At 63.5% G+C, this 25794-nt stretch carries 23 protein-coding genes, 1 tRNA gene and 1 pseudogene; 6 read left to right on the forward strand and 19 right to left on the reverse strand.

Features of this window, described 5'->3' with window-relative positions:
* Window positions 1–9: 9 nt before the first annotated feature.
* The 3 genes from infA to yacG are packed head-to-tail and all read left to right on the forward strand — an operon-like array spanning window position 10 to window position 1067.
* Window positions 10–228: a translation initiation factor IF-1 gene (infA, locus tag C7I87_RS11515; protein ID WP_006329283.1), complete on the forward strand. Its 219-nt coding sequence runs from the start codon at window positions 10–12 to the stop codon at window positions 226–228.
* 18 nt (window positions 229–246) lie between these two features.
* The gene (locus C7I87_RS11520; RefSeq protein WP_135881027.1) at window positions 247–873 is read left to right on the forward strand and encodes a Maf-like protein; all 627 of its coding nucleotides are present in this window, start codon (window positions 247–249) and stop codon (window positions 871–873) included.
* Window positions 870–1067, forward strand: a complete 198-nt coding sequence (gene yacG, locus C7I87_RS11525) for a DNA gyrase inhibitor YacG (protein WP_140758913.1) — start codon at window positions 870–872, stop codon at window positions 1065–1067. The genes C7I87_RS11520 and yacG overlap by 4 nt, the downstream gene beginning before the upstream one ends.
* Window positions 1068–1081: 14 nt before the next feature.
* On the opposite strand, the gene C7I87_RS11530 is transcribed toward yacG, so the two are convergent.
* The 6 genes from C7I87_RS11530 to C7I87_RS11555 form a co-directional block, all read right to left on the reverse strand.
* The gene (locus C7I87_RS11530; RefSeq protein WP_149904324.1) at window positions 1082–2452 is read right to left on the reverse strand and encodes an alpha-glucosidase/alpha-galactosidase; all 1371 of its coding nucleotides are present in this window, start codon (window positions 2450–2452) and stop codon (window positions 1082–1084) included.
* Window positions 2453–2471: 19 nt separating this feature from the next.
* Window positions 2472–4139 (reverse strand): ABC transporter ATP-binding protein, encoded by a 1668-nt coding sequence (locus tag C7I87_RS11535; RefSeq protein ID WP_149904325.1) that lies wholly within the window; start codon window positions 4137–4139, stop codon window positions 2472–2474.
* Between the two features lie 10 nt (window positions 4140–4149).
* Window positions 4150–5286: an ABC transporter permease gene (locus C7I87_RS11540; RefSeq protein WP_149904326.1), complete on the reverse strand. Its 1137-nt coding sequence runs from the start codon at window positions 5284–5286 to the stop codon at window positions 4150–4152.
* Window positions 5287–6294, reverse strand: a complete 1008-nt coding sequence (locus C7I87_RS11545) for an ABC transporter permease (protein ID WP_149904327.1) — start codon at window positions 6292–6294, stop codon at window positions 5287–5289.
* A 136-nt stretch (window positions 6295–6430) separates the two neighbouring features.
* Window positions 6431–8512 (reverse strand): ABC transporter substrate-binding protein, encoded by a 2082-nt coding sequence (locus C7I87_RS11550; RefSeq protein ID WP_149904328.1) that lies wholly within the window; start codon window positions 8510–8512, stop codon window positions 6431–6433.
* Window positions 8513–8672: 160 nt separating this feature from the next.
* A complete protein-coding gene (locus tag C7I87_RS11555) occupies window positions 8673–10139 on the reverse strand; it encodes an alpha-glucosidase/alpha-galactosidase (RefSeq protein ID WP_149904329.1) in 1467 nt (488 codons plus the stop codon).
* Window positions 10140–10385: 246 nt separating this feature from the next.
* Between C7I87_RS11555 and C7I87_RS11560 the strand changes: the two genes are divergently transcribed.
* The gene (locus C7I87_RS11560; RefSeq protein ID WP_149904583.1) at window positions 10386–11261 is read left to right on the forward strand and encodes an AraC family transcriptional regulator; all 876 of its coding nucleotides are present in this window, start codon (window positions 10386–10388) and stop codon (window positions 11259–11261) included.
* A gap of 21 nt (window positions 11262–11282) precedes the next feature.
* Here the strand turns inward: C7I87_RS11560 and C7I87_RS11565 are convergent, their stop codons facing one another.
* The 5 genes from C7I87_RS11565 to C7I87_RS11585 all read right to left on the reverse strand — a co-directional run bounded on the left by C7I87_RS11565 (window position 11283) and on the right by C7I87_RS11585 (window position 17533).
* Complete coding sequence (locus C7I87_RS11565) at window positions 11283–13310, reverse strand: aldo/keto reductase (protein ID WP_149904330.1); 2028 nt, start codon at window positions 13308–13310, stop codon at window positions 11283–11285.
* Between the two features lie 37 nt (window positions 13311–13347).
* The gene (locus C7I87_RS11570) at window positions 13348–14427 is read right to left on the reverse strand and encodes an ABC transporter ATP-binding protein (protein ID WP_149904331.1); all 1080 of its coding nucleotides are present in this window, start codon (window positions 14425–14427) and stop codon (window positions 13348–13350) included.
* A gap of 8 nt (window positions 14428–14435) precedes the next feature.
* A complete protein-coding gene (locus C7I87_RS11575) occupies window positions 14436–15272 on the reverse strand; it encodes a carbohydrate ABC transporter permease (protein ID WP_149904332.1) in 837 nt (278 codons plus the stop codon).
* Window positions 15269–16129, reverse strand: a complete 861-nt coding sequence (locus C7I87_RS11580) for a carbohydrate ABC transporter permease (RefSeq protein WP_149904333.1) — start codon at window positions 16127–16129, stop codon at window positions 15269–15271. The genes C7I87_RS11575 and C7I87_RS11580 overlap by 4 nt, the downstream gene beginning before the upstream one ends.
* A gap of 132 nt (window positions 16130–16261) precedes the next feature.
* Window positions 16262–17533: an ABC transporter substrate-binding protein gene (locus tag C7I87_RS11585; protein ID WP_149904334.1), complete on the reverse strand. Its 1272-nt coding sequence runs from the start codon at window positions 17531–17533 to the stop codon at window positions 16262–16264.
* A 104-nt stretch (window positions 17534–17637) separates the two neighbouring features.
* Here C7I87_RS11585 and C7I87_RS11590 point away from each other — a divergent pair, with 104 nt between their 5' ends.
* On the forward strand, window positions 17638–18510 hold the full coding sequence (locus C7I87_RS11590; protein ID WP_149904335.1) for a helix-turn-helix domain-containing protein: 873 nt from the start codon (window positions 17638–17640) through the stop codon (window positions 18508–18510).
* A 172-nt stretch (window positions 18511–18682) separates the two neighbouring features.
* Window positions 18683–18758: transfer RNA gene (locus C7I87_RS11595), tRNA-Phe, on the forward strand.
* Window positions 18759–18797: 39 nt separating this feature from the next.
* Here the strand turns inward: C7I87_RS11595 and C7I87_RS11600 are convergent.
* The 8 genes and pseudogenes from C7I87_RS11600 to C7I87_RS36450 all read right to left on the reverse strand — a co-directional run bounded on the left by C7I87_RS11600 (window position 18798) and on the right by C7I87_RS36450 (window position 25707).
* Window positions 18798–19556, reverse strand: a complete 759-nt coding sequence (locus C7I87_RS11600) for a KS-MAT linker domain-containing protein (protein ID WP_373424684.1) — start codon at window positions 19554–19556, stop codon at window positions 18798–18800.
* Window positions 19530–20656, reverse strand: a pseudogene (locus C7I87_RS36750) (polyketide synthase); the annotation flags it as partial. The pseudogene C7I87_RS36750 and the gene C7I87_RS11600, both read right to left, overlap by 27 nt.
* 5 nt (window positions 20657–20661) lie before the next feature.
* On the reverse strand, window positions 20662–21201 hold the full coding sequence (locus C7I87_RS35205; protein ID WP_188393818.1) for an LLM class flavin-dependent oxidoreductase: 540 nt from the start codon (window positions 21199–21201) through the stop codon (window positions 20662–20664).
* Window positions 21192–21704 carry an LLM class flavin-dependent oxidoreductase gene (locus tag C7I87_RS35210; RefSeq protein WP_188393819.1) on the reverse strand — a complete coding sequence of 171 codons (513 nt, stop codon included), beginning with the start codon at window positions 21702–21704 and terminating at the stop codon, window positions 21192–21194. Before C7I87_RS35210 ends, C7I87_RS35205 begins: the two co-directional genes overlap by 10 nt.
* 118 nt (window positions 21705–21822) lie before the next feature.
* Window positions 21823–22749, reverse strand: coding sequence for a sugar ABC transporter substrate-binding protein (locus C7I87_RS11615; RefSeq protein WP_246696254.1), 927 nt, complete (start codon window positions 22747–22749; stop codon window positions 21823–21825).
* 32 nt (window positions 22750–22781) lie between these two features.
* Window positions 22782–23780 carry an ABC transporter permease gene (locus tag C7I87_RS11620; protein WP_149904340.1) on the reverse strand — a complete coding sequence of 333 codons (999 nt, stop codon included), beginning with the start codon at window positions 23778–23780 and terminating at the stop codon, window positions 22782–22784.
* Complete coding sequence (locus C7I87_RS11625) at window positions 23777–24775, reverse strand: ABC transporter permease (protein ID WP_246696255.1); 999 nt, start codon at window positions 24773–24775, stop codon at window positions 23777–23779. The genes C7I87_RS11620 and C7I87_RS11625 overlap by 4 nt, the downstream gene beginning before the upstream one ends.
* Window positions 24772–25707, reverse strand: a complete 936-nt coding sequence (locus tag C7I87_RS36450; RefSeq protein ID WP_373424685.1) for a sugar ABC transporter ATP-binding protein — start codon at window positions 25705–25707, stop codon at window positions 24772–24774. Before C7I87_RS36450 ends, C7I87_RS11625 begins: the two co-directional genes overlap by 4 nt.
* Window positions 25708–25794 lie beyond the last annotated feature (87 nt).

A 25794-nucleotide genomic window follows, 5' to 3' on the forward strand; every position in this document is an offset into this window, starting at 1 on the left:
AGGTATCGAATGCCGAAGGAAGAAGTCCTCGAGTTTCCGGGTATCGTCACGGAATTGTTGCCCAACGCGATGTTCAGGGTAAAGCTCGAAAACGAACACGAGATCATCGCCCATACGGCCGGACGCATGCGCAAGAACCGCATCCGCGTGCTGACCGGCGACAAGGTTCTGGTCGAGATGACGCCATACGACCTGACCAAGGGCCGCATCACCTACCGTTTCAAGTAAGATCAAGACCCGAGCGCGATGAGCATTTTGCAAAAGCTGGTGCTTGCCTCGGGTTCGCCGCGCCGCATCGAACTCTTGCAGCAGGCCGGCATCGAGCCGGACCGTATCCTGCCAGCCGATATCGACGAAACGCCGCTGCGTGCCGAGCATCCGCGTTCGCTGGCCAAACGCCTGTCCAAGGAAAAGGCCGAGAAGGCGTTCGCGTCGCTGAAGACCGAGACCGACTATGCACCGAGCTTCGTGCTGGCCGCAGACACGGTGGTTGCCGTGGGGCGGCGCATCCTGCCCAAGGCCGAAACGCTGGACGATGCCGCCAACTGCCTCGGGCTCCTGTCCGGCCGTTCTCACCGGGTCTATTCAGGCATCTGCCTGATCACGCCGGGCGGCAAATTGCGCCAGCGGCTGGTCGAGACGCGGGTGCGTTTCAAGCGGCTGCCGCGCGAGGAAATCGACGCCTATGTCGCCTCGGGTGAATGGCGCGGCAAGGCCGGCGGCTATGCCGTCCAGGGTCTCGCCGGCTCTTTCGTCGTCAAGCTCGTCGGCTCCTACACCAACATCGTCGGCCTCCCGCTCTATGAGACGGCGGCGCTGCTCTCGGGCGAAGGTTTCAAGACCCATCAAAACTGGTCGTCCGCGCGGCCATGAGCCTCGACGACAAAGTGACGCCGTTGCGGCCCAAGCGCCCTTGCCCCGAATGCGGCAAGCCTTCGGCGCGCGAGACCTATCCGTTCTGCTCGACGCGCTGCAAGGACATCGACCTCAACCGTTGGCTGAAGGGCGCCTATGTCATCTCCGCTCGTGACGACGAGGAAGAACCAGACACCGACGAGCCAAAATGAGACGAGCGCCGCCGTCAGGCGGCTTCGTTCTTACGTTTGACGCGCGCCCAAGCCGGCAGCCAGTCGCCGTGAGCGGCCAGAAGATCGTCGACCAATGACCAGATCTGGTCGAGGTCGAGTTCGGCCGCGGTGTGCGGGTCCATCATCGCCGCATGGTAGATGTGTTCGCGGTTTTCGCTCATCAGCGCCCGCACCGTCAGTTCCTGGACGTTGATGTTGGTGCGGATCAGCGCTGTAAGCTGCGGCGGCAGGTCGCCTATATAGGTCGGCTGGATGCCGGACGCGTCGACCAGGCACGGCACTTCGGCCGCGCAATCGCGGGGCAGCGAGGTGATGCAGCCATTGTTGCGGACATTGCCGTAGATCACAGACGGCTCGCCGGTCCAGACCGAATTCATGATCGAGGAGGCATACTCCTTGGACTCCTCGACCTCGATACGTTGGGCCGAGCGGTGGGCCTGCGCCTGGTCCTTCCAGCGCTCGATCTGCTCGACGCAGCGCTTGGGGTATTCGTCGAGCGGAATGCCGTATTTCTCGATCAGATCGGGGCGGCCGTCCTTGATGAAATAGGGTGTGTATTCGGCGAAATGCTCCGAGCTTTCGGTGACGAAATAGCCCAGCCGGGTCAGCATCTCGTAGCGCACCTTGTTCGGGCAGCGCGGGTTCCAGCCAGGCTTGGGCGCGCGGCCTTCGCGGTAGGAGCGCACGAGGTCGGGATAGAGGTCGCGGTAGGATCCGTCCGGCTGGCGATGCTCGAATTTCAGGTAGAAGGCCATGTGGTTGATACCGGCCGAGCGGTAACGGATATCCTCGTAGGGAAGGTCGAGATCGTGCGCCAGTTCCATCGCCGTGCCCTGCACCGAGTGGCACAGCCCGACCTGCCTGATCTCGGGATATTTCTCCGAGATCGCCCAGGTGTTGATCGCCATCGGATTGACATATTGCAGCATGATTGCCTGCGGGCAGACGGCAAGCATGTCCTCGCAGATCTTCCACAGATGCGGCACGGTCCTCAGACCCCGCATGATGCCGCCGACGCCGAGTGTATCGGCGATCGTCTGGCGCAGGCCGTAAGTCTTCGGCACCTCGAAATCCGTGACCGTGCAGGGCTCATAGCCGCCGATCTGGAAGGCTACGACGACGAAGTCGGCGCCGCTGAGCGCCTTGCGCTGGTTCGTGTAAGTCTCGGCCTTCGCCTTGACGCCGAGCGTGGCGATCAGCTTGTTGACGACGACGGCGCTTTCCTCCAGCCGCTGTGCATTGATGTCCATCAGCGCGATCGTCGCGCCCGAAAGTGCCGGGCGCTGCAGCACGTCGCCGACGATATTCTTCATGAACACCGTCGATCCGGCGCCGATGAAAGTGATCCTGGGGTGTCTTGCCAATGTAACCTCCGGCATAAGTTCAGGCCACGTCGAAAGCGGCTCTGACGAGCCGTTCGGTGTAGGCGGTCTTGGGATTGGTGAGGACCTCGTCGACGGGTCCCTGCTCGACGATCTTGCCGTGCTGCATGACGATGACGCGGTGGCAGAGCGCACGCACCACCTTCAGGTCGTGCGAAATGAAGAGGTAGCTCAAGCCGCGCTCATCCTGCAGCTTGCGCAGCAGATCGATGATCTGCGCCTGGACGGACAGGTCGAGCGCCGATGTCGGCTCGTCGAGCAGGATGAATTCGGGTTCGAGCGCGATGGCCCGGGCAATGGCGACGCGCTGCCGCTGGCCACCGGAGAATTCGTGCGGGAACCGCGAAAGGATATCGCCAGGCATGCCGGCGCTGACCAGTGCCTCGCGCACCCGGTCGACCCGCTCGCGCCGTGTCGCGCCGATGCTGTTGACGATCAGCCCTTCCTCGATGATCTGGCCGATCGTCATGCGCGGATTAAGCGAGGAGAACGGGTCCTGGAAGACAATCTGCATGCGCGAACGCAGCGGCCGCATCTGCGCTCGCGACAGGCCATGGATCGGCTGGCCATCGAAGCGGATCTCGCCGCGTTTGGCGTCGGTCAATCTCAGCAGCGCCTGGCCGAAGGTGGTCTTGCCGGAACCGGATTCGCCGACCAATCCCAGCGTCTCGTGGCGGCAAAGTTTGAGGTCGAGGTCGTCGACGGCGACCAGCTCGCGCCAGTCCGGCTTCATGAACGTGCCGTGGCGCAGCATGAAGCAGACGCGCACGCCGTTCGCTTCGAGGATGGTGCCGCTGCCTGCGGGCAGCGGTTGCGGTCGGCCGCGTGGCTCGGACGCAAGCAATCGCTGCGTATAGGGATGCCGCGGATCGGCGAAGAGCCGTTCGGTGACGTTGTGCTCGCACATTTCGCCATGCTGCATGACATAGACATAATCGGAGAACTTGCGCACCACGGTGAGGTCGTGGGTGATCAGGATCACCGCCATCCGCAGCTCTTTTTGCAGGTTGCGGATCAGGTTGAGGATCTGCGCCTGGACGGTGACGTCGAGCGCGGTGGTGGGCTCGTCGGCGATCAGCACGTCGGGACTGTTGGCGAGCGCCATGGCGATCATCACGCGCTGCCGCTGCCCGCCTGAGAGCTGGTGCGGATATTGCTTGAGCCGCGCTTCAGGTTCGGGAATCTGCACATGCCGCAGCAGCTCGAGCGCCCGCGCCCAGGCTGCCTTGCGGCTCACCTTACGATGCACCCGGATTGCTTCGACGATCTGGCTGCCGACCGTGTAGATCGGGTTGAGCGAGCTCATCGGCTCCTGGAAGATCATCGAGATGCGGTTGCCGCGCAGCTTTCGCCGGGCGCTCTCGGGGAATTTCAGGATGTCCTGTCCGTCGTAACAGATGCTCGATTTCGGTGACACGGTGGCCCGGCGCGACAGCAACCCCATGACGGTGCGCGCCGTCACCGACTTGCCGGAACCGGATTCGCCGACGATCGCGATCGTCTCGCCGCGATAGAGCTGGAACGAGACGTCCTTGACCGCGTCGACAACGCCGTGCTCGACCTTGAAAGCGACCTCGATGTTGCGGGCGTCGATAACAGGCTCTCCCTGACGTCCATCATGGTCGAGGCGGAAGGCTGGTGCGAAGGGTTCGGCGAGTACGACGGTCATCCCGGTCCCCTCAATACGGATCGACGGCATCGCGCAGGCCGTCGCCCAGCGCGTTGAAGGCGAAGACGGTGACGAGCACGAAGCCGACCGGCGACAGGATCCAGGGATAGGTGCCGATGACCGAATAGGTCGCGGTGTCCTGCAGCATCAGGCCCCAGGAGATCAGCGGCGGCTTGACCGCAAAACCGAGGAACCCGAGGAAGGATTCCAGCAGCACCACCGTCGGGATCGCCAGCGTCACGGCGACGATCACATGGCTCATCACATTGGGGAAGATGTGCTGCAGGATGATGCGCCGGTCCGTCGCGCCGACCGCCATGGCGGCGCGCACATATTCGATGCGCGCCAGCGCCAGTGTCTTGCCGCGCACCTCGCGTGACATCTGTGCCCAGCCGAGCGCCGACATGACGATGATGACGAAGGCGAGGAACACATTGGTCGGCGCGGTGACCGGGATCAGCGTCGTCAGCGCCAGGTAGAGCGGCAGTTGCGGGAAGGCGAGCACCAGTTCGACGAAGCGCTGCATCCAGACGTCGAACCGGCCGCCGAAATAGCCTGAGACCATGCCGACCGTGGTGCCGATGACGGTGATGATGAAGACGACCGTCAGGGCGATCATCAGCGAGACGCGCGAGCCGTGGATGGCGCGCGACAGCACATCTCGGCCGAATTTGTCGGTGCCGAGGAAATGCACCGGCTGGCCGTCCGTCGAGGCGAAGAAATGCCGGTTCGCCGGTATCAGTCCGAAAAGCTTGTATGGCGCACCCTCGACAAAGAAGCCAAGCAGCCTCGGGTGGTCGTAGTCAGGGCCGACGATGGGCTGGAACGTGACCGGATCGAGGTCGGCCGAATCGGACAGTGCATAGACCCTCGGCCGTGCGACGAAATTGCCGTCCTTGTCGTGGAAGGACGGCAGCTGCGGCGGAGCGAAGCCGACATCGGTCGCCTTCGGGTCCATCGGCGCCAGGAATTCGGCGAACACGACCATGACCAAGAGCAGCACGACGAGCCAAAGCCCGGCCATACCGGTCCAGGAGCGTCTCAGCCGGCGCCAGACAAGCGCCATGTAGCTCTCATTGCCGCGCGCCGGCGGTACTGTTGCTCGCTCGGCCGGCAGTGGCGGCAGTGAAGGATCTCGTGCCAGCATCTAGCCCTCCCCGAACTGGCGCACGCGCGGATCGAGCAGGACGAGCAGCATGTCGGCGATGATGTTGCCGACGATCAGCGTCGCCGACAGCACCATCATGAAGGTGGCGGTGACATAGACGTCGCCGACCGCCATCGAGCCGACGATCGCCGGACCGACGGTCGGCAGGGCGAAGATGATCGCCGTCTCGATCTCGCCGGTCAGCATGTAGGGCAGCACCACGCCCTGGTACATGACGAGCGGATGCAAGGCATTGGGCACGGCGTGGCGCATGACCACGGCGCTGCCGGTCAGGCCCTTGGCCTTGGCCGTCTCGACATATTGCGCGTTCAGCGTATCCAGCAGATTGCCGCGCATGACGCGCATATTGTAGGCGAGGCCGCCGAAGGTGGCGATCGCCACCACCGGCCAGACATGCTTGACCAGGTCGACGAACTTGGCCCACGACCATGGCGCGCCGCCATATTGCGGCGAGAAGAACGAGCCGATCTCCGACACGTTGAACTGGAAGACCAGGAGATAGACGATGATCAGCGCCATCAGGAAGCGCGGCACCGTCATGCCGAGGAACGAAATCGCCGACAGAGTCGAGTCGATCCAGGTGTATTGCCGGGTCGCCGCCCATATGCCGAAGGTGATGCCCAGCACCGAGGCAAGCAGATGGCAGACCAAAGCCAGAAGCAGCGTGCGCGGCAGGCGCTCGCCGACGACGTCGGCCACCGGCTTGTTGTAATAGAGGCTGTAGCCGAAATCGCCGCGGGTGACGATGCCGCCGATCCAGTTGAGATACTGGACGGGCAGCGGCTTATCGAGGCCGTGTTCGACGCGATAGGCCTGGGCCTGCGCGTCGGCCTCGGCGAAGGAGGCTCCGCCCTGGTTGATCAGCTGCGAGCGGATGTAATCGGCATAATCGCCAGGCGGCGCCTGGATGATGGCAAAGGTGACCAGGCTCAGAATAGCGAGAACCGGTATCGCCGACGCTATGCGCATGAGCAGGAATCGCAGCATGGACGGTCCGCTTCCTCATCTCGCCGGCCGCTCCCTTGGAGGGGCATTCGGAGGGTTGGTTTGTCCCGGCCGCGCCAGCGGCGCGGCCGGGTCTCTCTCAGTCAGGGGAGGTAAACTTACATCGGGGCCCTTAAACTTACATCGGCCCCTTGTCTCCGGGCTTGCCGGGAAGCTCTTCGGGGAACAGTTCGTATTTGGCCTGCTTGTCGGCCGCGACGAAGACCCGTTCGCGGATGATCGAATCCTCTGCCCAGTTGAACATGAAGATCGGTGTACCCTGCGGAATGTTCGAGAAGCGCTTGTTGATGATCAGCGCGCCGGGATATTCCGTCAGGCCGATATTGTAGACGTGCTCGGTCGAGATCTTCTGGAAGTCCCGCATCAGACTGGCGCGCTGGTTGTTATCCGCCGACGAGACGAACTTGTTGACGATGTCGACGAGGTCCTTCTCGAAAGGCATCAGATCGACCTCGCCGCTTTCCGGCGCGCGGTGATCCCAGCTGGTCTTGGGGCCGACTGGAGCGAGCTGCACGGTGTTCTGCACCACGGAGGTCAGCTCCTGCTCATTGCGCCGGATCAGCCAGTCGAAGCGGCCTGAATATTGCGTGGCATCGCGCTGGGTACCGTTGAGCCCGTTGAGCACGATCCGGAGGCCAAGCTTCTCCATCTGCGCGACGACGCCTTCGGCGAGGCTCTTGTCGGTCGTGTAGTCGTTGTTGACCAGCATCACGATCTCGACATTCTTGCCGCCGGCGGTTCCGGCGGGGAAGTTGACGAAACCATCGCCGTCGGTGTCCTTCAGGCCGGCCTTGGCGAGTTCGGCCTTGGCGCCCTCGAGGTCGAAAGGATAGTAGACGGTGGATTTGCGGTCGTAAAAACTGGTGCCCGATGAGAGGCCGCCCGGATAGATCGCGGTGAACGGCCCCTTGACGAGGGAATCGCCCAGCGCCTTTCGGTCAAGCGCCATGGTGACAGCCTTGCGGAAATCCTCGTTGCGGTTCAGTTCGCGGATCGCCTGGCCGCGCTCGTCCGGGTTGCCCCAGCCATTGGCGGAAAAGTTCAGGCGCAGATTGTAGCCGATCAGCCGCGGGCCGAAGGCCAGACGTGCCGGCGCATTCGGCTCCGCCGCGCGCTTCAGAGAGGCGACGAAGTTTTCAGGCTGCTCGAGATTGGAGAAGTCGCCTGCGCCGGCGACCGCCTGCACGTCCCGGTCGGCCCAGGTCGACAGCTTGTAATGCAGCTCGTTGAGATAGGGCAGCTGGTTGCCCTTCTCGTCCACCTTCCAATAGTAGGGATTGCGGCGCATGACGATGATGTCGTCGGCCCGATATTCGACCGGCACCCAGGCGCCCATGACAGGTATGTTCATATATTCCGGCGGGAACGCGTTCTTGAACTGGTCGTAGGTGTTCTTCGAATATTTCGGGTGCTGCGGCTTCAAGATATGCGAGGGACCGGGGCAGAAGGTGCCATAGGCCATTGCGTAGAGGTGCTGTTTCGGGAAGGCGTCCTTGAAGGTCCACTCGACGGTATAGTCGTCGATCTTCTTGAGCGTCGTGCCGACGCCAAAGGTTTCCTGAGTGGCACCATTGAGCGGCGAGACGTTGGGATCCATGACCTCGTCGTCCCAGTAGAACATCACGTCGTCGGCGTTGAATGGCACGCCGTCGGACCATTTGGCGCCTTCGATCAGGTGCATGGTCAGCTTGTGGCCATCGGCTGACCAATCCCAACTTTTGGCGAGGTTGGGCAGCGGCTCGGTGTCCTTCGCCTCAACCTGGAACAGCGGCGCGGTGCGTGTCAGGCACTCGGAAAGGCCGATGTCGATGCCGCCCCAGCCTTGTGTCTGGCCGGCGCCGTAGTTCCAGCCTTCCGGCCGGCCGCCGATGACATGGCGCATCGTATCGCCATAGACGCCGATGCCATCCGGCATATTGCCGGTCTTGAAGACCAGCGGCTCTTTCGGCAGCCGGTCTTTCACCGGCGGCAGCTTGCCGGCTTTGACGTATTTTTCCGTGACCCAGTCGGGCTCGTGATAGGCGGGTAGCGCCTTGAACTCCAGGATGGAGTCGCGCGCCACATACTTGATCTTGCCCTCGGCCGGAAACGTCGCCGGCACCGGCGGGACGGTCGGTTCGGAAGCGAAAGCGTTAAGCGCCGGAACAGAGACGCTCAGCGCCAGTCCAGCGGCAATGCCAATGCTGCGTAGGTTCCTCATTGTCTCTCCTCCCTCGTGTTCAGACGGTTGCTGCTGCTCGTCTTGTTATGCCCTATGCAATTCCGGACGGAGAGCCGCTTCACACGTCTCCTGGAATTGCTCCTGGACGACTGACTGCGATGGACCTGCCTCCCGTGGATCCGCCGCCGCGCCCAATTTTTTAGCCGGCCTGTTTCAGCGCGGCTTTTTCGGCGCGCAACTCCTCGATCGAGCGCACGTTCCGCCGCGCGGCCCCCGCCCATTCCCGCGTCTTGACCGTGGATTTCGACAGCCGCTCCTTGGCCGCCGGAACCGCGTGGGCATATTGCGGCAACCATTGCGCCTGGGCGACGACCATTTCGTCGACCATCTGCCAGACCTCCTCCGGCGTTGACACGGCGCCGACTAGAGGGTCATGCAGCACGGCAAGCTTCAAGAGATCGATGTCGCCGGAGATGGCGGCATGGACCGACATGCGCTGGACGTTGATCGAGGCCATGCAGGTGGCGGCACAGGCTTCCGGCAGCGTGATGCCGGCTGCCATGTTGATACCGAAGCGGTCGACGAAACCGGGCGACTCGATGACGGCGTCCTGCGGCAGGTTGGTGATTACGCCGTTATTCTTGACGTTGAAATGGCCCCGATAGACGCGGTTGGTTTCCAGCGCCTCCAATATGTGGCTGGCATGCTCGTTGGAGCGCTTTGACGCATCGATCGGCTTCGACGCCGCTTCGAGGAATTGCGGGTATTCGGTCTCGAACCAGTTGCGGGTCTCGGTTGAATAGCGGAGGTAGCCGCCGGTCTCACCATGGATCCAGTCCGACATATCGATCCAGCGCGTGATCTCGTCGGGACGCTTGCGGTACCAGGGAAGATATTCGGAGAGATGGCCGTTGCTCTCGGTGGAATAGACGCCGAAGCGCTTGAGCACATCGATGCGCAGCTTTTCCTGCTTGGAATAGACTGGGTGCGCCTCGAAGGCGGCGATCAGTTCGTCCTTGCCGATTTCACGGCCGTTCAGCCGCAGTTCGATGAACCAGGTCTGATGGTTGATGCCCGAACAGACATAGTCGAGTTCCCGCGGCGATTTCGCACCCAGCACCGCGGCGATCTGTTCGGCGCCGTGCTGGACGCCGTGGCAGAGACCAACCGTGTCGACCTTGCCGTATTCGATCGCCGCCCAGGTGTTCATCGCCATCGGGTTGGCGTAGTTGAGGAATTTCGCGTTCGTCTCAGCGACCTCGCGAATATCCCGGCAGAAATCGAGGATCACCGGGATATTGCGCTGGCCGTAGAGGATACCGCCAGCGCAGATTGTGTCGCCGACGCACTGGTCGATACCGTATTTCAAGGGAATGCGGATATCGTCGGCATAGGCTTCGAGGCCGCCGACCCGCACGCAACTGATGATATAACGCGCGCCCTCGATCGCCTTGCGGCGGTCGGTCGTCGCGGTCACCCTGGTCGGCAATCCATTCGCCTCGACGATCCTGTCGAGGATCGCCTTGATCATCCCGAGATTGTGCTCGCTGACGTCGGTCAGTGCGAATTCAATGTCCTTGAATTCCGGCACGCACAGAATGTCGGTGAACAGCTTCTTGGTGAAACCGACGCTGCCGGCGCCGATGATAGCGATTTTGAAACTCATCACCTTCACCTCGATCCAATCGAATGCTACGCAAGGAGCAGCAAGGGAGGAAAGAGGCTACACGCCTTGGCGTGCATGCCATTAAAGCCGGAATTCGGCTTTCTCTCCTCCCGCCCGCTCCTCGATCGCGGGTTATTCGCGTTCTTCGAGGCGGGATTATGCGCTTATTCGCGGGCGCGGCCAGAGAAGGATTATGCTTTCAGGGGTAATTTTGTGCTGCGCGATTTGATCGCCAACGGACAGTCGATGCGGACAGTCTCGCTGCCGCGCGGCCGCCAGCGCCTGCATGCTATGCCGACGAGCACGGGCTATGAGGTGCGCGAGGACGTGATCTATGACTGGGATGGGCGAAAGCGCGGCCAGACACCGTTCACCGTGCTCCAGCATACGATCAGCGGTACCGGCCGACTGCGCTACGAGAACCGGGATTACCGCCTGCAGAAGAACGACACGCTGCTGGTGCTGGTGCCGCACAACCACCGCTACTGGCTGGGCAGGGACGAGCGCTGGGAATATTTCTGGATCTCGATGAATGGCGAGGAGGCGTTGCGCATCCACAAGTCGATCCTCGACGTATCGGGACCGGTCTTTCGGCTGCAGCCGGCGACCATCGATCATCTTGCCGATTGCAGCCTGCGTCTCATCAAGGGGGCCGCTTCGCCAGGTGCTGCTTCGGCGATCGCCTACGAGGCGGCAATGGCGCTCTACGACGATGTGTTCGGCTCGCACGCCTTTGCCGAAAAACAGAGCGCCATGCAGCCGGTCATCGATCACATCAACGCCAATCTCGACAAGGCGCTGCCGGTGGCGGACCTCGTCCAGATCAGCGGGCTCAGCCGGGCCCATTTCTCACGCTGCTTCGCCGAGAGCGAAGGCCTGCCGCCTGCTGAGTTCGTGCTGCAGCAGCGGCTGCAGCGGGCGGCGAAACTGCTGACGAAAGCGGACTTCCTGCCGGTGAAGGAAGTGGCCATCCTGTGCGGTTTCGAGGACGCGAATTATTTTTCGAAGGTCTTCCGCCGGCTCTACGGCACGACGCCCAGCCAGTTCCGCACCACCGGCATGTATGCCAGCTTGCAAACCCCGGCCAAGCGCGGCGCCAGGCTGTCGGACGACGAGACCTGACGCCGCTTGGGCCTTGTTCTGTCAGGCCGCGTGCAGACTGCCACCATCCAGCCACTCGAGTTCGGCGGGCGAAAGCGCGATGTCCAGCGCCCGCAGGCTGTCGTCCAGTTCGCCCAGCGTGCGCGGCCCGATCAACGGAACCGATGGGAAAGGCTGGTTGAGCACATAGGCCAGCGCGATGTGGATCGGGCTCTTGTGCAACCGGGCGGCGAGTTCGATCGCGCGGTCGCGGCGGCCGAAATTGCGCTCGGAGTACCAGACCCGCACCAGTTCCTCGCTGTCCAGCCTGTCGCGTCCGGCGCGGTCGGTGAAGAAGCCGCGTCCCTGGCTCGACCATGCGAAGTTCGGCATCTGCCTGGACGTCAGCCAGGCCTTCCATTCATCAGTGGAGGAGGTGATACAACCCGCCCAGATCGGCTCCAGCATTTCGGCCAGCGAAAAATTGTTGGAGAGCGCGCCGGGCTTCTGCTTGCCAGTGCGCTCGGCATAGGCAATCGCCTCATCCATGCGCTGCATCGTCCAGTTCGAGCCGCCGAACGGACCGCGAATGCGCCCGGCCTTGACCTCGCGGTCCATGGCGTCGACGAATTCGCCGACCGGTACATCCGGATTGTCGCGATGCATGAAATAGATATCGACATGGTCCGTCTGCAGACGGTCGAGCGACTGGGCGAGTTGCTTGCCGATCACGTCGGGATAGCAGAGCGGCGAGTGCGCGCCCTTGGCGATAACAACCGACTGCTCGCGCACGCCACGGTTCCTCAGCCATTGGCCGAGCAGTGTCTCGGTGTACCCGCCGCCATAGACATAGCCGGTGTCGAAGAGATTGCCGCCAGCCTCGAAAAAGGCGTCGAGCAGGATCGACCCGGAGGAAAAGGTGCGAAAATCCTCGAAGCCGAGCGCCACCACGGAGGCCGTTTTCGGCAGGCCCGGAATGCTGCGCTTGCCGATCGCGGTGCCGCCCGGGCGCAAGGGTCGCCCGGAGATGGTGTTGGTCCGCAGCGAGGCCTTCTCGATTTCATATTCCAGCCCCACCGCCGCGCGCCATCGGTCGAGCACGCGCAAGGTGCCGAGGCTGTCGGCCCAGCCCATGCCCGGCCAGGCGAATTCCTGACGCCCGGCGCGGATCGCCTCGCCGGCGGCATCGACCTCGAAGGAATAGACGTGGCGCTTCTCGTTGACGCTGATGGTCTCGCGCGTACCGTCGGCGCCGATCACGTCGATCCGGCCGAGGCCGACATCGCGGTCGCCGCCAGCGAACCAGAAGTCCGGCACCTCAATGCGACCCTTGGTGCCGAAGATACGCAGGACATTGTCCTGGTTGAGCGAGATGCTGCAGGAAACCTCGGCGACGATACCGCCGGGAAAATGCAGGACAGCGGAGGCCCATTCGTCGACGCCGGATCGACCAAGACGGGCGGCGCCGGCGACCTTGTCGGGTTCGGCGAATGGCTCTCCTGCGGCAGCGCCGGCAATGAGGCGCACCATCGAAACGGGATAACCGCCGACATCGAGGATGCCGCCGCCGGCGAGATCGTTGGCATAGAGCCGGTGCTCCGGCATGAAATCAGGCATGGCGAAGCCGAAGCTCGACTTGATCATCCTGATCTCGCCGATGACACCGGACTTGATCATGTCCACCAGCTTCAACGTCTGCGGGTGCAGCCGGTACATGAAGGCCTCGCCAAGGAAGGTGCCGGCTTTGCGCGCGGCATGCATCATCGCGTCGGCCTCGAAGGCGGTCAGCGCGAGCGGCTTTTCGCACAGCACATGCTTTCCGGCTTCCGCCGCCCTGATCGCCCATTGCGCGTGGCCCGGATGCGGGACCGCGATATAGATGGCGTCGACCTCCGGATCTGCAAGCAGCGCTTCATAACCGTCGACGATGCGCGCGCCGGGGAAGCCCTCGGCCAGGCCCGGCTTGCCGGAATTGCGCGCGCCGATGGCGACCAGCCTCCCGGTGCGCGAACCGGCGACGCCGCCGGCAAAGGCCTTGGCGATGCCGCCCGGCCCAAGAATTCCCCAACGAATGGGCGTGGTAGAAGTCATGTCATTCTCCTTACGGGCTGGGAAAAGGGGCGGCTGGTCAGCGCAGCCGCAGCCCTTTTTCGTCGAACAGGTAGGATTTGCGGATGGAAACGGTGATCTCGGACGTATCGGGAACCTTTGCCGCGTCGCGCTGGATCACCACGTCCTCGCCATTGGCGGTCCTGGCGTAGAGGAAGCTCGTGCCGCCCAAATGCTCGACCACGTCGATGGCGACGGTAAGATCAGCATCGCCTTCACCGGCGCCGCCGAAATGTTCGGGCCGCACGCCGACGATGACCTTGCTCCCAGGTTCCGGGGCGGTCTCCGCCAGGGGCTGCGTGATGCGGGTCTTCTCCTCGCCCGCCAGTTCGACCACGACCCCTCTGGCATCACGCCCGACAATGTGGGCCTTGATGAAATTCATCTTCGGCGAACCGACAAAGCCGGCCACGAACATATTGTCGGGATTGTCATAGAGATCGAGCGGCCGGCCGATCTGCTCGACATGACCGCCGCGCAGCACGACGATCCGGTCGGCGAGCGTCATCGCCTCGGTCTGGTCATGGGTGACATAGACCATGGTGGCGCCGAGCTCCTTGTGCAGCCTTGAGATCTCGACCCGCATCTGGACGCGCAGTTCGGCGTCGAGATTGGAGAGCGGCTCGTCGAACAGGAACACCTGCGGCTCGCGCACGATGGCGCGGCCGATCGCGACACGCTGGCGCTGGCCACCAGAGAGTTTCTTGGGGCGGCGGTCCATCAATTCGCTGATGCGCAGTATCTCGGCCGCGCGCTTCACCCGCCGGTCGGTGTCGGCCTTTGGATTGCCGGTCATGCGCAGCCCGAAGGAGAGGTTCTGTTCGACGCTCATATGCGGATAGAGCGCGTAGGACTGGAACACCATGGCGATGCCGCGATCGGCCGGCTCGATATCGTTGACCACCTTGCCGCCGATGGCGATCTTGCCGCCGCTGATGTCCTCGAGTCCGGCGATCATCCTGAGCAGCGTGGACTTACCGCAGCCCGACGGGCCGACGAAGACGACGAACTCGCCATCGGCGATGTCGATGTTGGCGCCGTGGACGACCTCGAAGGCGCCGAAGCGCTTGGCGACATTGGTGAGCGTGACGGTTGCCATTCTGCTCCTTACTTGACCGCGCCGGCGGCGATGCCGGCGATGAAATGACGCTGCAGCAGCACGAAGACGATGAGCATCGGCACGGTCAGCATCACGGCGCCCGCCATGATGCCGCCCCACGACACTTTGGTCAGGCCGATCAGCGTGCCCAGCGCCACCGGTGCGGTCATCGAACCCGGCTGGCTGTTGATCAAAAGCGGCCAGAGATAATTGTTCCAGGAGGCGAGGAACAGGATGATGCAGAGCGCTGCCAGCATCGGCCGCGCCAAGGGCAGTGCGACGAAGACGAAGATGCGCCACTCCTTGACGCCCTCGACGCGGGCAGCATCGAACAGGTCGTCCGGCATCATGGAAAAGCTCTGGCGCATGAACAGCACGCCAAGCGAATTGAACAGCGGCGGCACGATCAGCGCCACCCAGGTGTTGGCGAGCTTGAAGTCGCGCGCCACCATGATGAATTGCGGGATCAGCACCACCGCATAGGGCAGCGTGATGGTGCCCAGGATGATGGCGACGACGACGCTTTTGCCGAAGAACTGGTAGCGGGCCAGCGCCCAGCCGGCCATCGAGGTCAAAAGCACCGACAGGATGGTGTAGGTCACCGCCACGCAAACGGAGATGATGATAGCGCCGACGAAGTCGGTGTCGCGCTGCAGGTTGTTGAAATTGTCGATGAAATTGCCGTGCGGCAGCAATTCGATGCCGGGGCTGAAAATGCCGTTGTCGGGCATGGTCGAGAACACCACCATCATCCACAGCGGAAACAGCCAGATCAGCGCCAGCGGCGTCAGGAAGAGGTGCAGCGCGAGGCTGCGTCTTAGGCGGGACGAGGAGAGCGAGGTCATTTCGGTTCCCTCGTCAGCCAAAGCTGCACCAGCGTGATGGCGATCGCCAGCGCGGCCATCGTGTAGGCAACGGCCGAGGCATAGCCGAAATTGAGCGAACGGAAGCCCTGGCGGTAAAGCAGGAGGCCGAGCGTCTCGGTGCCGCCGCCCGGCCCGCCACGTTCGGTGATCAGGAACGGCTCGGTGAACAACTGCATGGTGCCGATGATCGACAGCACGGCGCAGAAGACGATCACCGGCTTCAGCAGCGGCAGAGTGATATAGAAGAATTGCTTGAGCTTGCTCACCCGGTCGAGCGTCGCCGCTTCATAGACATCCTCGGGAATGGATTGCATGCCGGCCAGCAGGATGATGGCGTTGTAGCCGGCCCAGCGCCAGGTGACCGCGATCATGATCAGCGCCATGGCCGGCGTAACATTTGAGAACCAGTCGACCTTGGGCAGGCCGATGCTGTTCAGGAGCTTGTCGACGACGCCGAAATCGAGGCTGAACATCAGCCGGAAAACGGCCGAATAGGCGACCTCGCCGACCACGACCGGAGCGAAGAAGGCGAAACGGTAAAGCCCCCTCGCCTTCAAGAGCGGCGAGTTCAGAAGAACCGCCATCACCATGGCCAGCGCGATCATCACCGGGACCTGGATGACCAGGATCAGCAGCGTGTTCTTCAGCGCGTTGAAGAAGGCGGGGTCGCCGATCAGGCGGCCCCAGTTGAAGCCGGGCGCGAAGCGCCAGGGCACGGTGCGCGTCGCCTGGAACGAGATCAGGAACGAGGAAATGATCGGCCATACCCAGAAGATGGCGAAGATCAGGAGATAGGGCGTGAGGAAGCGATAGGCCGTGGCATTGCGGTTGCGCATCTTTTCTCCTCCTCCTCCTTTCCGCTTTTCTGTTTTGTGCAAGCAGCAATTGCCGAAGCGGGCTCCGCCCCTCATCCGCCTGCCGGCACCTTCTCCCCGTATAGGGACGGGGAGAAGGAAGCTGTCAGCACCTCAGGACTTGATCGGCAGCCCGGTCGCCGAAGCGATCTGGCTGGCGGCATCGTCGAGTGCCGCCTTGGCGTCGGGATAGCCGCCGGCGAGATACTTGGTCTGCACCGCGCGCACGATGATCTCGGCATCGCTCTGGAACTGCGTGCCGCGGCTCGGAACGACCTTGGGCAAGGTGCCCAGAATGTCCTTCCACACCGCCTGGCCACCCCAGTAGGGCAGGCCCTGGCCGACATAGGGGTCGTTCAGCGCCGAGACCAGGGAGGGGACGAGGCCGAACTCCTTCAGCATGGTGATCTGGCCTTCATTGGTGCCGAGCGTGTATTTCAAATACTCGTAGGCCGCTTGCTTGTTTTTCGACGCCGAAGTGATGGCGAGCGAGGAGCCACCGAGATTGGCGGCGCGCGGACCGTCCGTGGTCAGGCTCGGCATCAGGTAGACGCCCCATTTGCCGTTTTCGCCCGCCGATTCGGTGCGGATGGTGCCTTCGTACCAGCCGCCATAGATCTGGGTGGCGACGGTTCCGGCGGTGTTGTTGGTGATCTTGGTGCTCCAGTCTGCTGACGAGATGATGCCGGCGTCCTTCATCTCCTTGACCTTGGTCATGGCGTCGACGCATTTGGGCTGGTTGACCGTGATCGACTGGCCGTCCTCGGCGAAATAGGCACAGCCCTGCTCGTTGGAGATCATGCGGAAGAATTCACTGTCGCCGTTGAAATCGGCGTTGGTCATCGAGACCCCCGGGTTGGCGGCCTGGATCTTCTTGCCGGCTGCGATGAAATCGTCCCAGGTCTTGATCGATGCCGGGTCGACGCCGGCCTTCTCATAGAAGTCGCGGCGATAGAAAGCGGCGACCGGGCCGGAATCCCACGGCATGGCATAGGCCTTGTCGCCGACTTCGAGTTCGGTGCGCTTGAAATCGGGGAATTTCTTCTGGTCCTCAGCCGTGTAGCCCAGCGTATGCAGGTCGACGAAACAGTCGGGGAACTGGCTCCAGTAATTCTCGGCCTCGCCATTCTCGATGGTGACGATATCGGGCAGGCCGACGCCGCCCGCGGCACAGCCCGCGATCGACTTGTCGTAGGTCGGCTGGTTGCCGAGATCCTGGACCGTGACCTTGATGTCGGGATGAGCCTTGTTGAAGCCGGCAACCGTTGCTTTCAGGGATGAAGCGGCGATATTCCAGCTCCAGATCGTGATTTCGCCAGATTGCGCGAAGGCCGGGGCGGAGCCCAGGGCAAGCGCTAGCGCGGCGCAGGACAGTGTGATGCGCATTGAAATCCTCCCATTTCATTTGCTCTCTCTGCGAGCCTGGCTAGACTAGGCACCGGCAAAGGCCTGTCCCCGACAAAGGGAATACGAAATTGGCGGAAAGTAAGATGCCCGAACGGCCGTTTTACCAGCCCGGCGCCAGCAGCGTGGAAGGCCTGCCGCTGCTGTTGCAGATGTTTCACACCAATCCGCTGGTGATGTTGAAGCCGCACTGGCACGCCCAGGTCGAGGTGAATTTCATCGTCCGCGGCACCGTCCATTACCGCATGAACGAGCACGAAATATCGCTTTCGGCCGGCGAGATGTGCCTGTTCTGGGGCGGCTTGCCGCACCAGATGGACGATTTGAGCGACGACGCCGTCTATGCCGGCGCGCATCTGCCGCTGGTGCATTTCTTCCGGCTGCATCTGCCGGCCGACATACGCCACCGGCTGATGACGGGTGCGACCCTGGTGACCAGCGCCACCGATCAATCCGACAACGACAATTTCGCCCGCTGGAACGCCTACGCCCGCTCTGGCGATCCGGCCAAGGCCGAGCACGCCGTCAACGAACTCCTGCTGCGGCTGGAGCGGGTGCGGTTCGAGCCCTACCGGCTGGTGCCGGAGAACGCCGCCGAGCAGGAAGCCGGCAGCCCTTTCGATCAGCAGTCGTCGCGCAATGTCGGGCGCATGTGCGATTTCATCGCCGAGAATTTCCTCTACGACATCGATTGCGTGAACATAGCGGCGGCCGCCGACATCCACCCGAAATACGCCATGAGCCTGTTCAAGAAGTCGACGGGCATGACGCTCAACGAATATGTCAACCTGTTGCGGCTGAGCTATGCGCAGGCGCTGTTGATGCATCAGGACGCCAATGTGTTGCGCGTGGCCATGGATAGTGGCTTCGGCTCGCTCAGCGCCTTCAACAAATCCTTCCGCAAACTGGCCGGCATGACGCCGTCCGACTTCCGCAAGGGGCTGGCAAGCGCCAGATAGGCGGGCGCACGGCATGGAAACCAGCCCGTCGGGCGGCATTTCTTTTCCTGCAGGAAATCCACATCTGGGCGCTGGACAGTCCGAATTCCCGTGCTATAACCCACGCGCTTTCAAGGGGCGCCCACGGCGTCGCCATGAAATCCGGAATACGAGTTTTCGTTAGCCGGAACAGGCCCAGATAGCTCAGTTGGTAGAGCAGCGGACTGAAAATCCGCGTGTCGGTGGTTCGAATCCGCCTCTGGGCACCATTTCCCCTTCTCCCGACGTTCCCGCGTTGGCTTTGTGTCTCAACCTTTACCTGATCCTTTGGCAGCCGCTGGGTCGGCCGGCTTTGCGCTTGCGCAGCTCACGGCTGAATGCTTCCTGACGGCACATTGGCCGTCGCGGCTGCTCCGAAGCCTTGTCAGCCCGAAGCGCGACGGCTTTCGTCCACGAGATCGATACCGGCAATTGCCGGCAGCGGGAAGCGGCGGCGGGATCCGGTTCCCTTGCGAAAGAAGCCCCTCCCAGGTGACATCGCCGCCATCGAGCCAGCGGGAGATTGCCTCTCGCATGCCGTTGTCCAAGACCGCCGGCTCGACTTCGGCCCGCACTTGCTCCAGGCCGTGGGCGAGGCTGCCCAGCCAACCGGCGAGCGCCTCCTTCGACAGGCAAAAAAAGGCCGCTCGCCGCAGCTTGTGGGGCCGTCCAGCGGCGAGCGTGAAGGAGATATCCGGCAGCGAAGCCGATTGGTCTCGCCGCAGCCATTGCAACAGGGCGTCGGCCGATGCGGCCAACTCCGCATCGTCCTCGCCGGAGAGCAGGAAGGGCAGCGGATGCTCGTGTCCGTCTTCGCTTCGCGCAGGCGCTTCGCCGAGCACGACATGCGCGTTGCAGCCGCCCAGCCCATAGGCATGGACACCGGCCAGGAAGGGCCTGCGCGACGACAGCTCACCGATATCGGTGTTGCCGCAAAGCACGCTCACCGCGCCGGGGCGCAGCGCCGCATCCTCGACCAAATGACGATAGTCGCGCGTTGCCGGCATGGCGCCGTGTCGCATCGCCATGACCACCTTGATGACCTGCGACATGCCGCCGGCCGCTTCGAGAAAGCCGATATTGCCTTTCACGGAGCCGATGCGAAGCCCCTCGCCGAAGATGTCCTGGAACGCCAGCAGCTCGCTGAGATCGCCGCCGCCGCCATTGCCATGCGCCTCGACATAGGCGGCGGCGTGCGGATCGAGGCCATGGCGCGCCCAGGTCCTGGCGATCAGCTCGGCCTGCGCGGACGCGCTCGGGCGCGTCAGGCCCCCCGATGCCGCGCCCTGGTGGTTGACGCCGCTGCCATGGATGACGGCATGGATCGTATCGCGGTCGCTGAGCGCGTTTTCCAGCGGCTTGAGCACCAGCGCCGCCGCGCCCTCGCCCAGCACCTGCCCGCGCGACTCCCTGTCAAAGGGCGCGCTTTCGCCGGTCACGCTGAGCAGTCCCAGCTCCTGCAGCCTGACCAGCCGGCTGGGCTCCAACAGAAGGCTCACGCCGCCGACGATCGCCTGTTCGCACTCACCGCTCCTGATCGCCTCGACGGCGCGGTGGATGGCGACAAGCGCGCTGGAGCAGGCCGTGTCCACCACCTCGCTTGGCCCCTTGAGGTCGAAGACATAGGAGATCCGGTTCGGCACCATCCTGTGCGCCGCGCCGGTGGCGAGATACATGCGCGAGATCTCGTCCCAGTCACCTTCGCGCGCGTAAAACTGGAAGTCGGGATTGTAGACGGAGACGAACACCCCGGTCGTTTTTTGCCGGAAATGCTCCAGCCGGTAGCCGGTGTTCTCGATCGCCAGCCATGCCTCTTCCAGCATGACGCGCTGATGGGGATCGATCGTCTCTGCCTCGCGCGGCGAGATGCGAAAAGCACGTTGTCGAACTCAAACACATCGGCCAGCGCCCCAACCTTGGGCACAGCGATGCGGTCGTCGGCGCACCAGGACCAGCGGTGGCGCGGCGGCGGCGAGAACAGGTCGTGCCCTTCGATCAGCGTTCGGTGATAGTCATCCGGTCCTTCGCTGCCAGGAAAGCGGCACGAAATGCCGACGATCGCGATCGGCGCCGGCCGGACGGCCGAGTGCTCTTGGGGGCCAGCGCTGTATTTCGTCCGCAGGCTCATAACGCTCACGCTTCGACGGTCTCGAAGCTGTGCTTCAGTTCAGCTAGGAAAGGCAGGTTGGCGCGGATGTCGGCGACCGAGGGGCCGTAGTCGAGCAGGCAGGCGATCTCGTCCACGCCGGCCTCTTTGGCGGCAAGCGCGAACGCGCGCGTCTCGGCCACCGTGCCGAACAATGCCGCGGTGCTGAAATAGCGCTCGAAGGAATACTCCGCCATCTGGTCGATCTCTTGGGCCGAAAGCTGGCGGCCGACATCGACAGCACCGCCTTGGAGATGGCTCATCAAGCTGGTCTTGATGTAGTCGAGGAACGGCCCGCGCACCGCCCGATGCACCGTCGCGATATCCTCATGCACGAAGGTGTGCAGCATCAGCGTGACCGTGCCTGTATCGGGATCGTGGCCGGCGCTCCTGCGGCCTTCCCGGTAGAGCGCCGTCTTCTGCGCCAATTGCTCCAGCGAGATGCCGGCAAGCATGGTCAGAACGTTCATGCCGAGCTCGCCGGCGCGGCGGAAGGTTTCCGGCTGCTTGGTCGCGGTCAGCCACAATTGAGTTCCGCCTGCAGCGGGCGTGGATAGGTGAGGATCGATGTCGGCTTGCCGGCGTCGTTGGGGTAGATCACCGGCTGGCCCCGCCACAGGGCGCGGATATCCTCGATGCGCTCGAACCACAGATCGCGCAGGTTCGGATAGGCCGAGGGCGCCAGCACGAAGTCGTTGACGTTCCAGCCGCTCGCCAGTGCAAGGTCGACACGGCCATTGGAGAGATTGTCGACTACCGACCAAGATTCCACGATGCTTGCGGGGTGGTGAAGCGGCACCACAGTGCTTCCTGCCCGCAAGCGGATGTTGGAGGTGATCGAAGCAAGGTAGGCGGCGATCACCGCCGGGTTCGGATAGATGCCGCCCATGGTGTGGAAGTGACGCTCGGGTATCCAGACGGCTTCGAAGCCGTGCCGGTCGCCATAACGCGCCATCTCCGAGATCACGGCATAGGCGCCCCCCGCCTCTTGCGGATAGGAGTTGGAAAAGAAGATCAGGCTGAACTTCATGGTCGGTCCTCGTCGGCCGCCCGCCGGATTCGCCATGCCCGGCAGTGACGCAGCCTGTCATCCAGTCGCCGCGAAGCAACGAGAGAGGCCGGCCCGGGCAACCGGGCCGGCCGCGCGATCAGAATGCCGGTTCGACCGAGCCGACATTGTCCTTGGTGACGACGGTCAGCGGGATCGGCAGCCGGTCCTTGACCGCCTTGCCGTCGATAATCTCGGCCATGGTGTTGATCGCCAGGCGGCCGTCCTCGACGGGCGACTGCACGATGGTCGAGTACATCTCACCGCTCTTGATGGACTCGAAAGCGTCCTTCTGGCCGTTGATGCCGACGATCGGCGGAGCCGCCTTGGACGGATTGGCTTCCTTCCAGGCGTCGATGAAACCGCGCGCCATGGTGTCGTCATTGGCGTAGACGCCGTTGATCTGGTCGCCGAAGCGGGTGATCAGATCGCGGCTCACCACCAGTGCCTTCTGCTGATCGAAGTCGGCGTTGACGGTGTCCAGCACTTTGATGTCGGCATTGGCTTCCTTGAGGCGGTCGTTGAAGCCGCTGACACGGCCGATGGTGGTGCCGTTGCCGGCCTGGCCGGCGATGATGACCACGGAGCCCTTGCCGCCCAGCGCCTTGCTCAGCGAATCCGCCGCCATCTTGCCTTCCTCATAGACGTCCGGCCCGGTGAAGGACTTGATGAAAGGCTTGGCGTCGTCGCTCATCGGCGAATTGATGAGGATCGCCGGGATGTTGGCCTGCTGCGCGCGGGCGAGGCCCGGAATATAGGCCTGCGGGTCGAGCGGCCACAGGATGATGCCGTCGACCTTGCGCGCCACGCAGGTGTTGAGCTGCTCGGTGCCCTTCTGGACGTCGAAGTCCTGGCTGAGGCTCAACACCTCGACGCCAAGCTCCTTGGCGCGCGCCTCGAGCGCCTTGTTGGCCGGCGTCGCATAGGCATGCGAATCCGCCGCCGTCACGTAGCAGACGGTTTTTGCGCTTGCCCACCCGGTCGAAGCCAGAAGCGCCACGGCGGCAATCTTGAGCATGCTTCTCATACTTTTCCTCCCAATCATACTTTTCCTCCCAGTCATACTTTTCCTCCTTGAGTGATTGGATCGTCGCGAACGAGCGCCGGGCGTGTGCCCGGAGCCCTCCCCTTGGTGGTAACGACCCGATCGAGCACGACGAGCAGGATCAGGATCAGCCCGGACACGACCTGCTGGACGTATGCGGGTATGGACTGGAACTCCATCGCGATGGTCAGCGAGCCGATCGTCAGCACGCCGCCCAGCGTGCCGAGCGCGGATCCCCTGCCGCCTTCGAGACGGGTTCCGCCGACGACGACGGCAGCGATGACGGCGACCGTCAGCTCCGAGCCGAAGACGGGCGAGCCGGTGTTGGTGACGAGGCTCTGCAGGACGCCTGCGAGCCCGGCCAGCATGCCGGCGAAAACGAAGCCGAGAAAGACGATGCGGTCCGAGGCGATGCCGCTTTCCTTGGCGGCGGCCGGATTGGAGCCGACGGCAAAGACGTTGCGGCCGGGAATGCTGCGCGTCAGCCAGACATGCAAGAGCACGATCAGGATGATGAACAGCGCGCTGCGGATGGTGAAGATTTCGAGATAGATCTTGGCCAGCGCCAGCGACAGCATGATGTCGGTGCCGGTCACCGGTTGGCTGTTGGTGATCCAGTGCGCGAGCGAGCGGAAGATCAGCATCGTGGCCAGCGTCAGCACCAACGAGTTGACCTTCAGCCCGACGACCAGGGCGCCGTTGATCGCGCCGGCAACGGTGCCGACCAGAATGCCGACGATCGCGGCGGGCAGGATGCCAATCTCACGCTGCAGGATGACCGAGATGATGCCGGCCAGCGCGAACACCGCGCCGCCGGAGAGGTCGATCTGGCCGGCGATCAGAAGCACCGTCAGGCCGATGGCGATCAGGCCGATCGTGGCGGCGCGGTCGAGGCCGAGGCTCAGCGTCGAGGCCGACAGATAGCCAGGCACGACCAACGCCGAGATGACGAGCGTCAGGCCGAGGATGATCACGACGCGGTACTGCGAAGCAAGGACGAGCGCGCGCGTCATACCACTCCCCGCTTGCGCAGTGCTGCATCCATGCCGACGGCGCCGACGATCAGTATGCCGAGCACAAAACCCTGGATCGGCGTACGCACGCCTTGCAGCACCATGACGTTGGTGAGCAACTGTACGAATATGAGGCCGGCGATCGCCCTCGGCACCGAGCCGAAGCCGCCGATGATCGAGACGCCGCCGACGACCACGGCGGTGATGGCGCTGAATTCGTAGCCGGAGCCGATCAGCGGCCGCGCGCTTTGCAAGGTCAGGCCAAGCAGGCCGCCGCTGACGCCGGACGCCAGCGCCGTGATGACGAAGGCGCCGGCCTTGACCGCCTTGACCGGCACCGCGCTCGCCTCGGCGGCGTTGTAATTGCCGCCGGTCGCCAGCGTCCAGCGCCCCCAGAAGGATCTCGACAGAACGAAATGGCCGATCAGCGCGATGACCAGGAAGATCAGCACCACGACCGGAATGCCGAGCAGCCGGCCCTTGGCGAATTCTGCGGACGCCGTGTTCGAGCCGTAGACGATGACGCCGCCGACCGCTGCCTGGACGATGCCAAGGCCGATGGTGCCAACGCCGAGGGTGGCGATGATCGGATTGATGCCGACATAGCCGACGAGGACGCCATTGAGCAGGCCGATCAGTCCGGCCAGCGCCACCGCCAGGACGAAGGCCGGCACCGGGCCGATTAATGGCTGCAGCCCGAGCGAAAGGATCGCGCCGCAGGCGATGGTGGCGGGCACCGAAAGGTCCGCCAGGCCGCCGACGACGAGCACGAAAGTCATGCCGACCACGACGATGCCGACGATCGACATCGAGGTCAGCACGTTGAGGAGGTTGCCGGTGGTGAAGAAGGCCGGGCTGGCGAACGATCCGTAGGCGACGACCGCCAGGATCGCCAGCAAAAGTCCAGTCTTCGACAGCGCATCGACAAGCCTGCTGCCGCGGGTAAAACGGTCGTTGCGGTTCAAGCCGCTGATCTCCATGGCCGCGTCCGTCACGCCGCTTCCTCCCCGGTGGCAAGCGCCATGATGCGCTCCTCGCTGAACTCGGCGCGGGTCAGCGGCTGCGATGCGCGACCGTCTCGCATCACCACTACGCGGTCGCAGACGCCGAGGATTTCAGGCAGCTCGGACGAGATCATCACCACCGCCATGCCGTCGGCGACGAGCTGGCCGATAATGTGATGGATCTCAGCCTTAGCGCCGACATCGACGCCGCGCGTCGGCTCATCGAGGATGAGTACTGCCGGCTTTGCCGCGAGCCATTTGGCGATGACCGCCTTCTGCTGGTTGCCACCTGACAGAAGATTGATGCGCCGCTCGCCATCCGGCGGCGAGATGGAGAACTGCTTGACATAAAGGGCCGACAGCGAGCGGTCGGCGCTGCCCCGGATGCGGCCGAAGCTGGTCAGCCGGCGCAGGATGGGCAGGCTGATGTTCTCGCGCACCGACATGCCCGGCACGATGCCGTCGCCCTTGCGGTCTTCTGGAACATAAGCGATGCCGGCCCGCACCGCCGCCGATGGCGAAGAGATGACGACCTTGCGGCCATTGATGCTGACGCTGCCCTCGACGATCCGCGACAGGCCGAAAATGGCGCGCGCCACCTCGGAGCGTGCGGCGCCAACGAGACCGGTGAGGCCAAGGATCTCGCCGGCCCGCACGTCGAAGCTGACATCGCGGAAACTCGCGCCGTCGCCGATGCGCTCGACGCGCAGCACCGAGGCGCCGATCTCGGCCGCGCTCTTTGGAAAAACGTTGCTCACCTCGCGCCCGACCATCAGCCTGATCATCGCGCCGGCGGTGATCCCCTCGATGGGCCGCGTCTCGATCATCGAGCCGTCGCGCAGCACGGTGACCTCGTCGGCGATCTCGAGCACCTCTTTCAACCGATGGCTGATGTAGACGATGGCGATGCCGTCGTCGCGCATCTTGCGCAGGATCCGGAACAGCGCCGCCGTCTCGTGTTCGCTGAGCGACGATGTCGGCTCGTCGAGGACGATGATGCGCGGCTGGGC

This window comes from Mesorhizobium sp. SARCC-RB16n (genome assembly GCF_008520305.1).
In the GTDB taxonomy this organism is placed as follows: Bacteria; Pseudomonadota; Alphaproteobacteria; order Rhizobiales; family Rhizobiaceae; genus Mesorhizobium.

Bases quoted from the DNA above. Each gene is read 5' to 3' on its own strand.
- infA (WP_006329283.1), top strand. From the start codon at position 10: ATGCCGAAGGAAGAAGTCCTCGAGTTTCCGGGTATCGTCACGGAATTG.
- C7I87_RS11520 (WP_135881027.1), top strand. From the start codon at position 247: ATGAGCATTTTGCAAAAGCTGGTGCTTGCCTCGGGTTCGCCGCGCCGC.
- yacG (WP_140758913.1), top strand. From the start codon at position 870: ATGAGCCTCGACGACAAAGTGACGCCGTTGCGGCCCAAGCGCCCTTGC.
- C7I87_RS11535 (WP_149904325.1), bottom strand. From the start codon at position 4,139: ATGACCGTCGTACTCGCCGAACCCTTCGCACCAGCCTTCCGCCTCGAC.
- C7I87_RS11540 (WP_149904326.1), bottom strand. From the start codon at position 5,286: ATGCTGGCACGAGATCCTTCACTGCCGCCACTGCCGGCCGAGCGAGCA.
- C7I87_RS11545 (WP_149904327.1), bottom strand. From the start codon at position 6,294: ATGCTGCGATTCCTGCTCATGCGCATAGCGTCGGCGATACCGGTTCTC.
- C7I87_RS11550 (WP_149904328.1), bottom strand. From the start codon at position 8,512: ATGAGGAACCTACGCAGCATTGGCATTGCCGCTGGACTGGCGCTGAGC.
- C7I87_RS11555 (WP_149904329.1), bottom strand. From the start codon at position 10,139: ATGAGTTTCAAAATCGCTATCATCGGCGCCGGCAGCGTCGGTTTCACC.
- C7I87_RS11560 (WP_149904583.1), top strand. From the start codon at position 10,386: ATGCGGACAGTCTCGCTGCCGCGCGGCCGCCAGCGCCTGCATGCTATG.
- C7I87_RS11565 (WP_149904330.1), bottom strand. From the start codon at position 13,310: ATGACTTCTACCACGCCCATTCGTTGGGGAATTCTTGGGCCGGGCGGC.
- C7I87_RS11570 (WP_149904331.1), bottom strand. From the start codon at position 14,427: ATGGCAACCGTCACGCTCACCAATGTCGCCAAGCGCTTCGGCGCCTTC.
- C7I87_RS11575 (WP_149904332.1), bottom strand. From the start codon at position 15,272: ATGACCTCGCTCTCCTCGTCCCGCCTAAGACGCAGCCTCGCGCTGCAC.
- C7I87_RS11580 (WP_149904333.1), bottom strand. From the start codon at position 16,129: ATGCGCAACCGCAATGCCACGGCCTATCGCTTCCTCACGCCCTATCTC.
- C7I87_RS11585 (WP_149904334.1), bottom strand. From the start codon at position 17,533: ATGCGCATCACACTGTCCTGCGCCGCGCTAGCGCTTGCCCTGGGCTCC.
- C7I87_RS11590 (WP_149904335.1), top strand. From the start codon at position 17,638: ATGCCCGAACGGCCGTTTTACCAGCCCGGCGCCAGCAGCGTGGAAGGC.
- C7I87_RS11600 (WP_373424684.1), bottom strand. From the start codon at position 19,556: ATGGCGATGCGACACGGCGCCATGCCGGCAACGCGCGACTATCGTCAT.
- C7I87_RS35210 (WP_188393819.1), bottom strand. From the start codon at position 21,704: ATGAAGTTCAGCCTGATCTTCTTTTCCAACTCCTATCCGCAAGAGGCG.
- C7I87_RS11615 (WP_246696254.1), bottom strand. From the start codon at position 22,749: ATGAGAAGCATGCTCAAGATTGCCGCCGTGGCGCTTCTGGCTTCGACC.
- C7I87_RS11620 (WP_149904340.1), bottom strand. From the start codon at position 23,780: ATGACGCGCGCGCTCGTCCTTGCTTCGCAGTACCGCGTCGTGATCATC.
- C7I87_RS36450 (WP_373424685.1), bottom strand. From the start codon at position 25,707: ATGCGCGACGACGGCATCGCCATCGTCTACATCAGCCATCGGTTGAAA.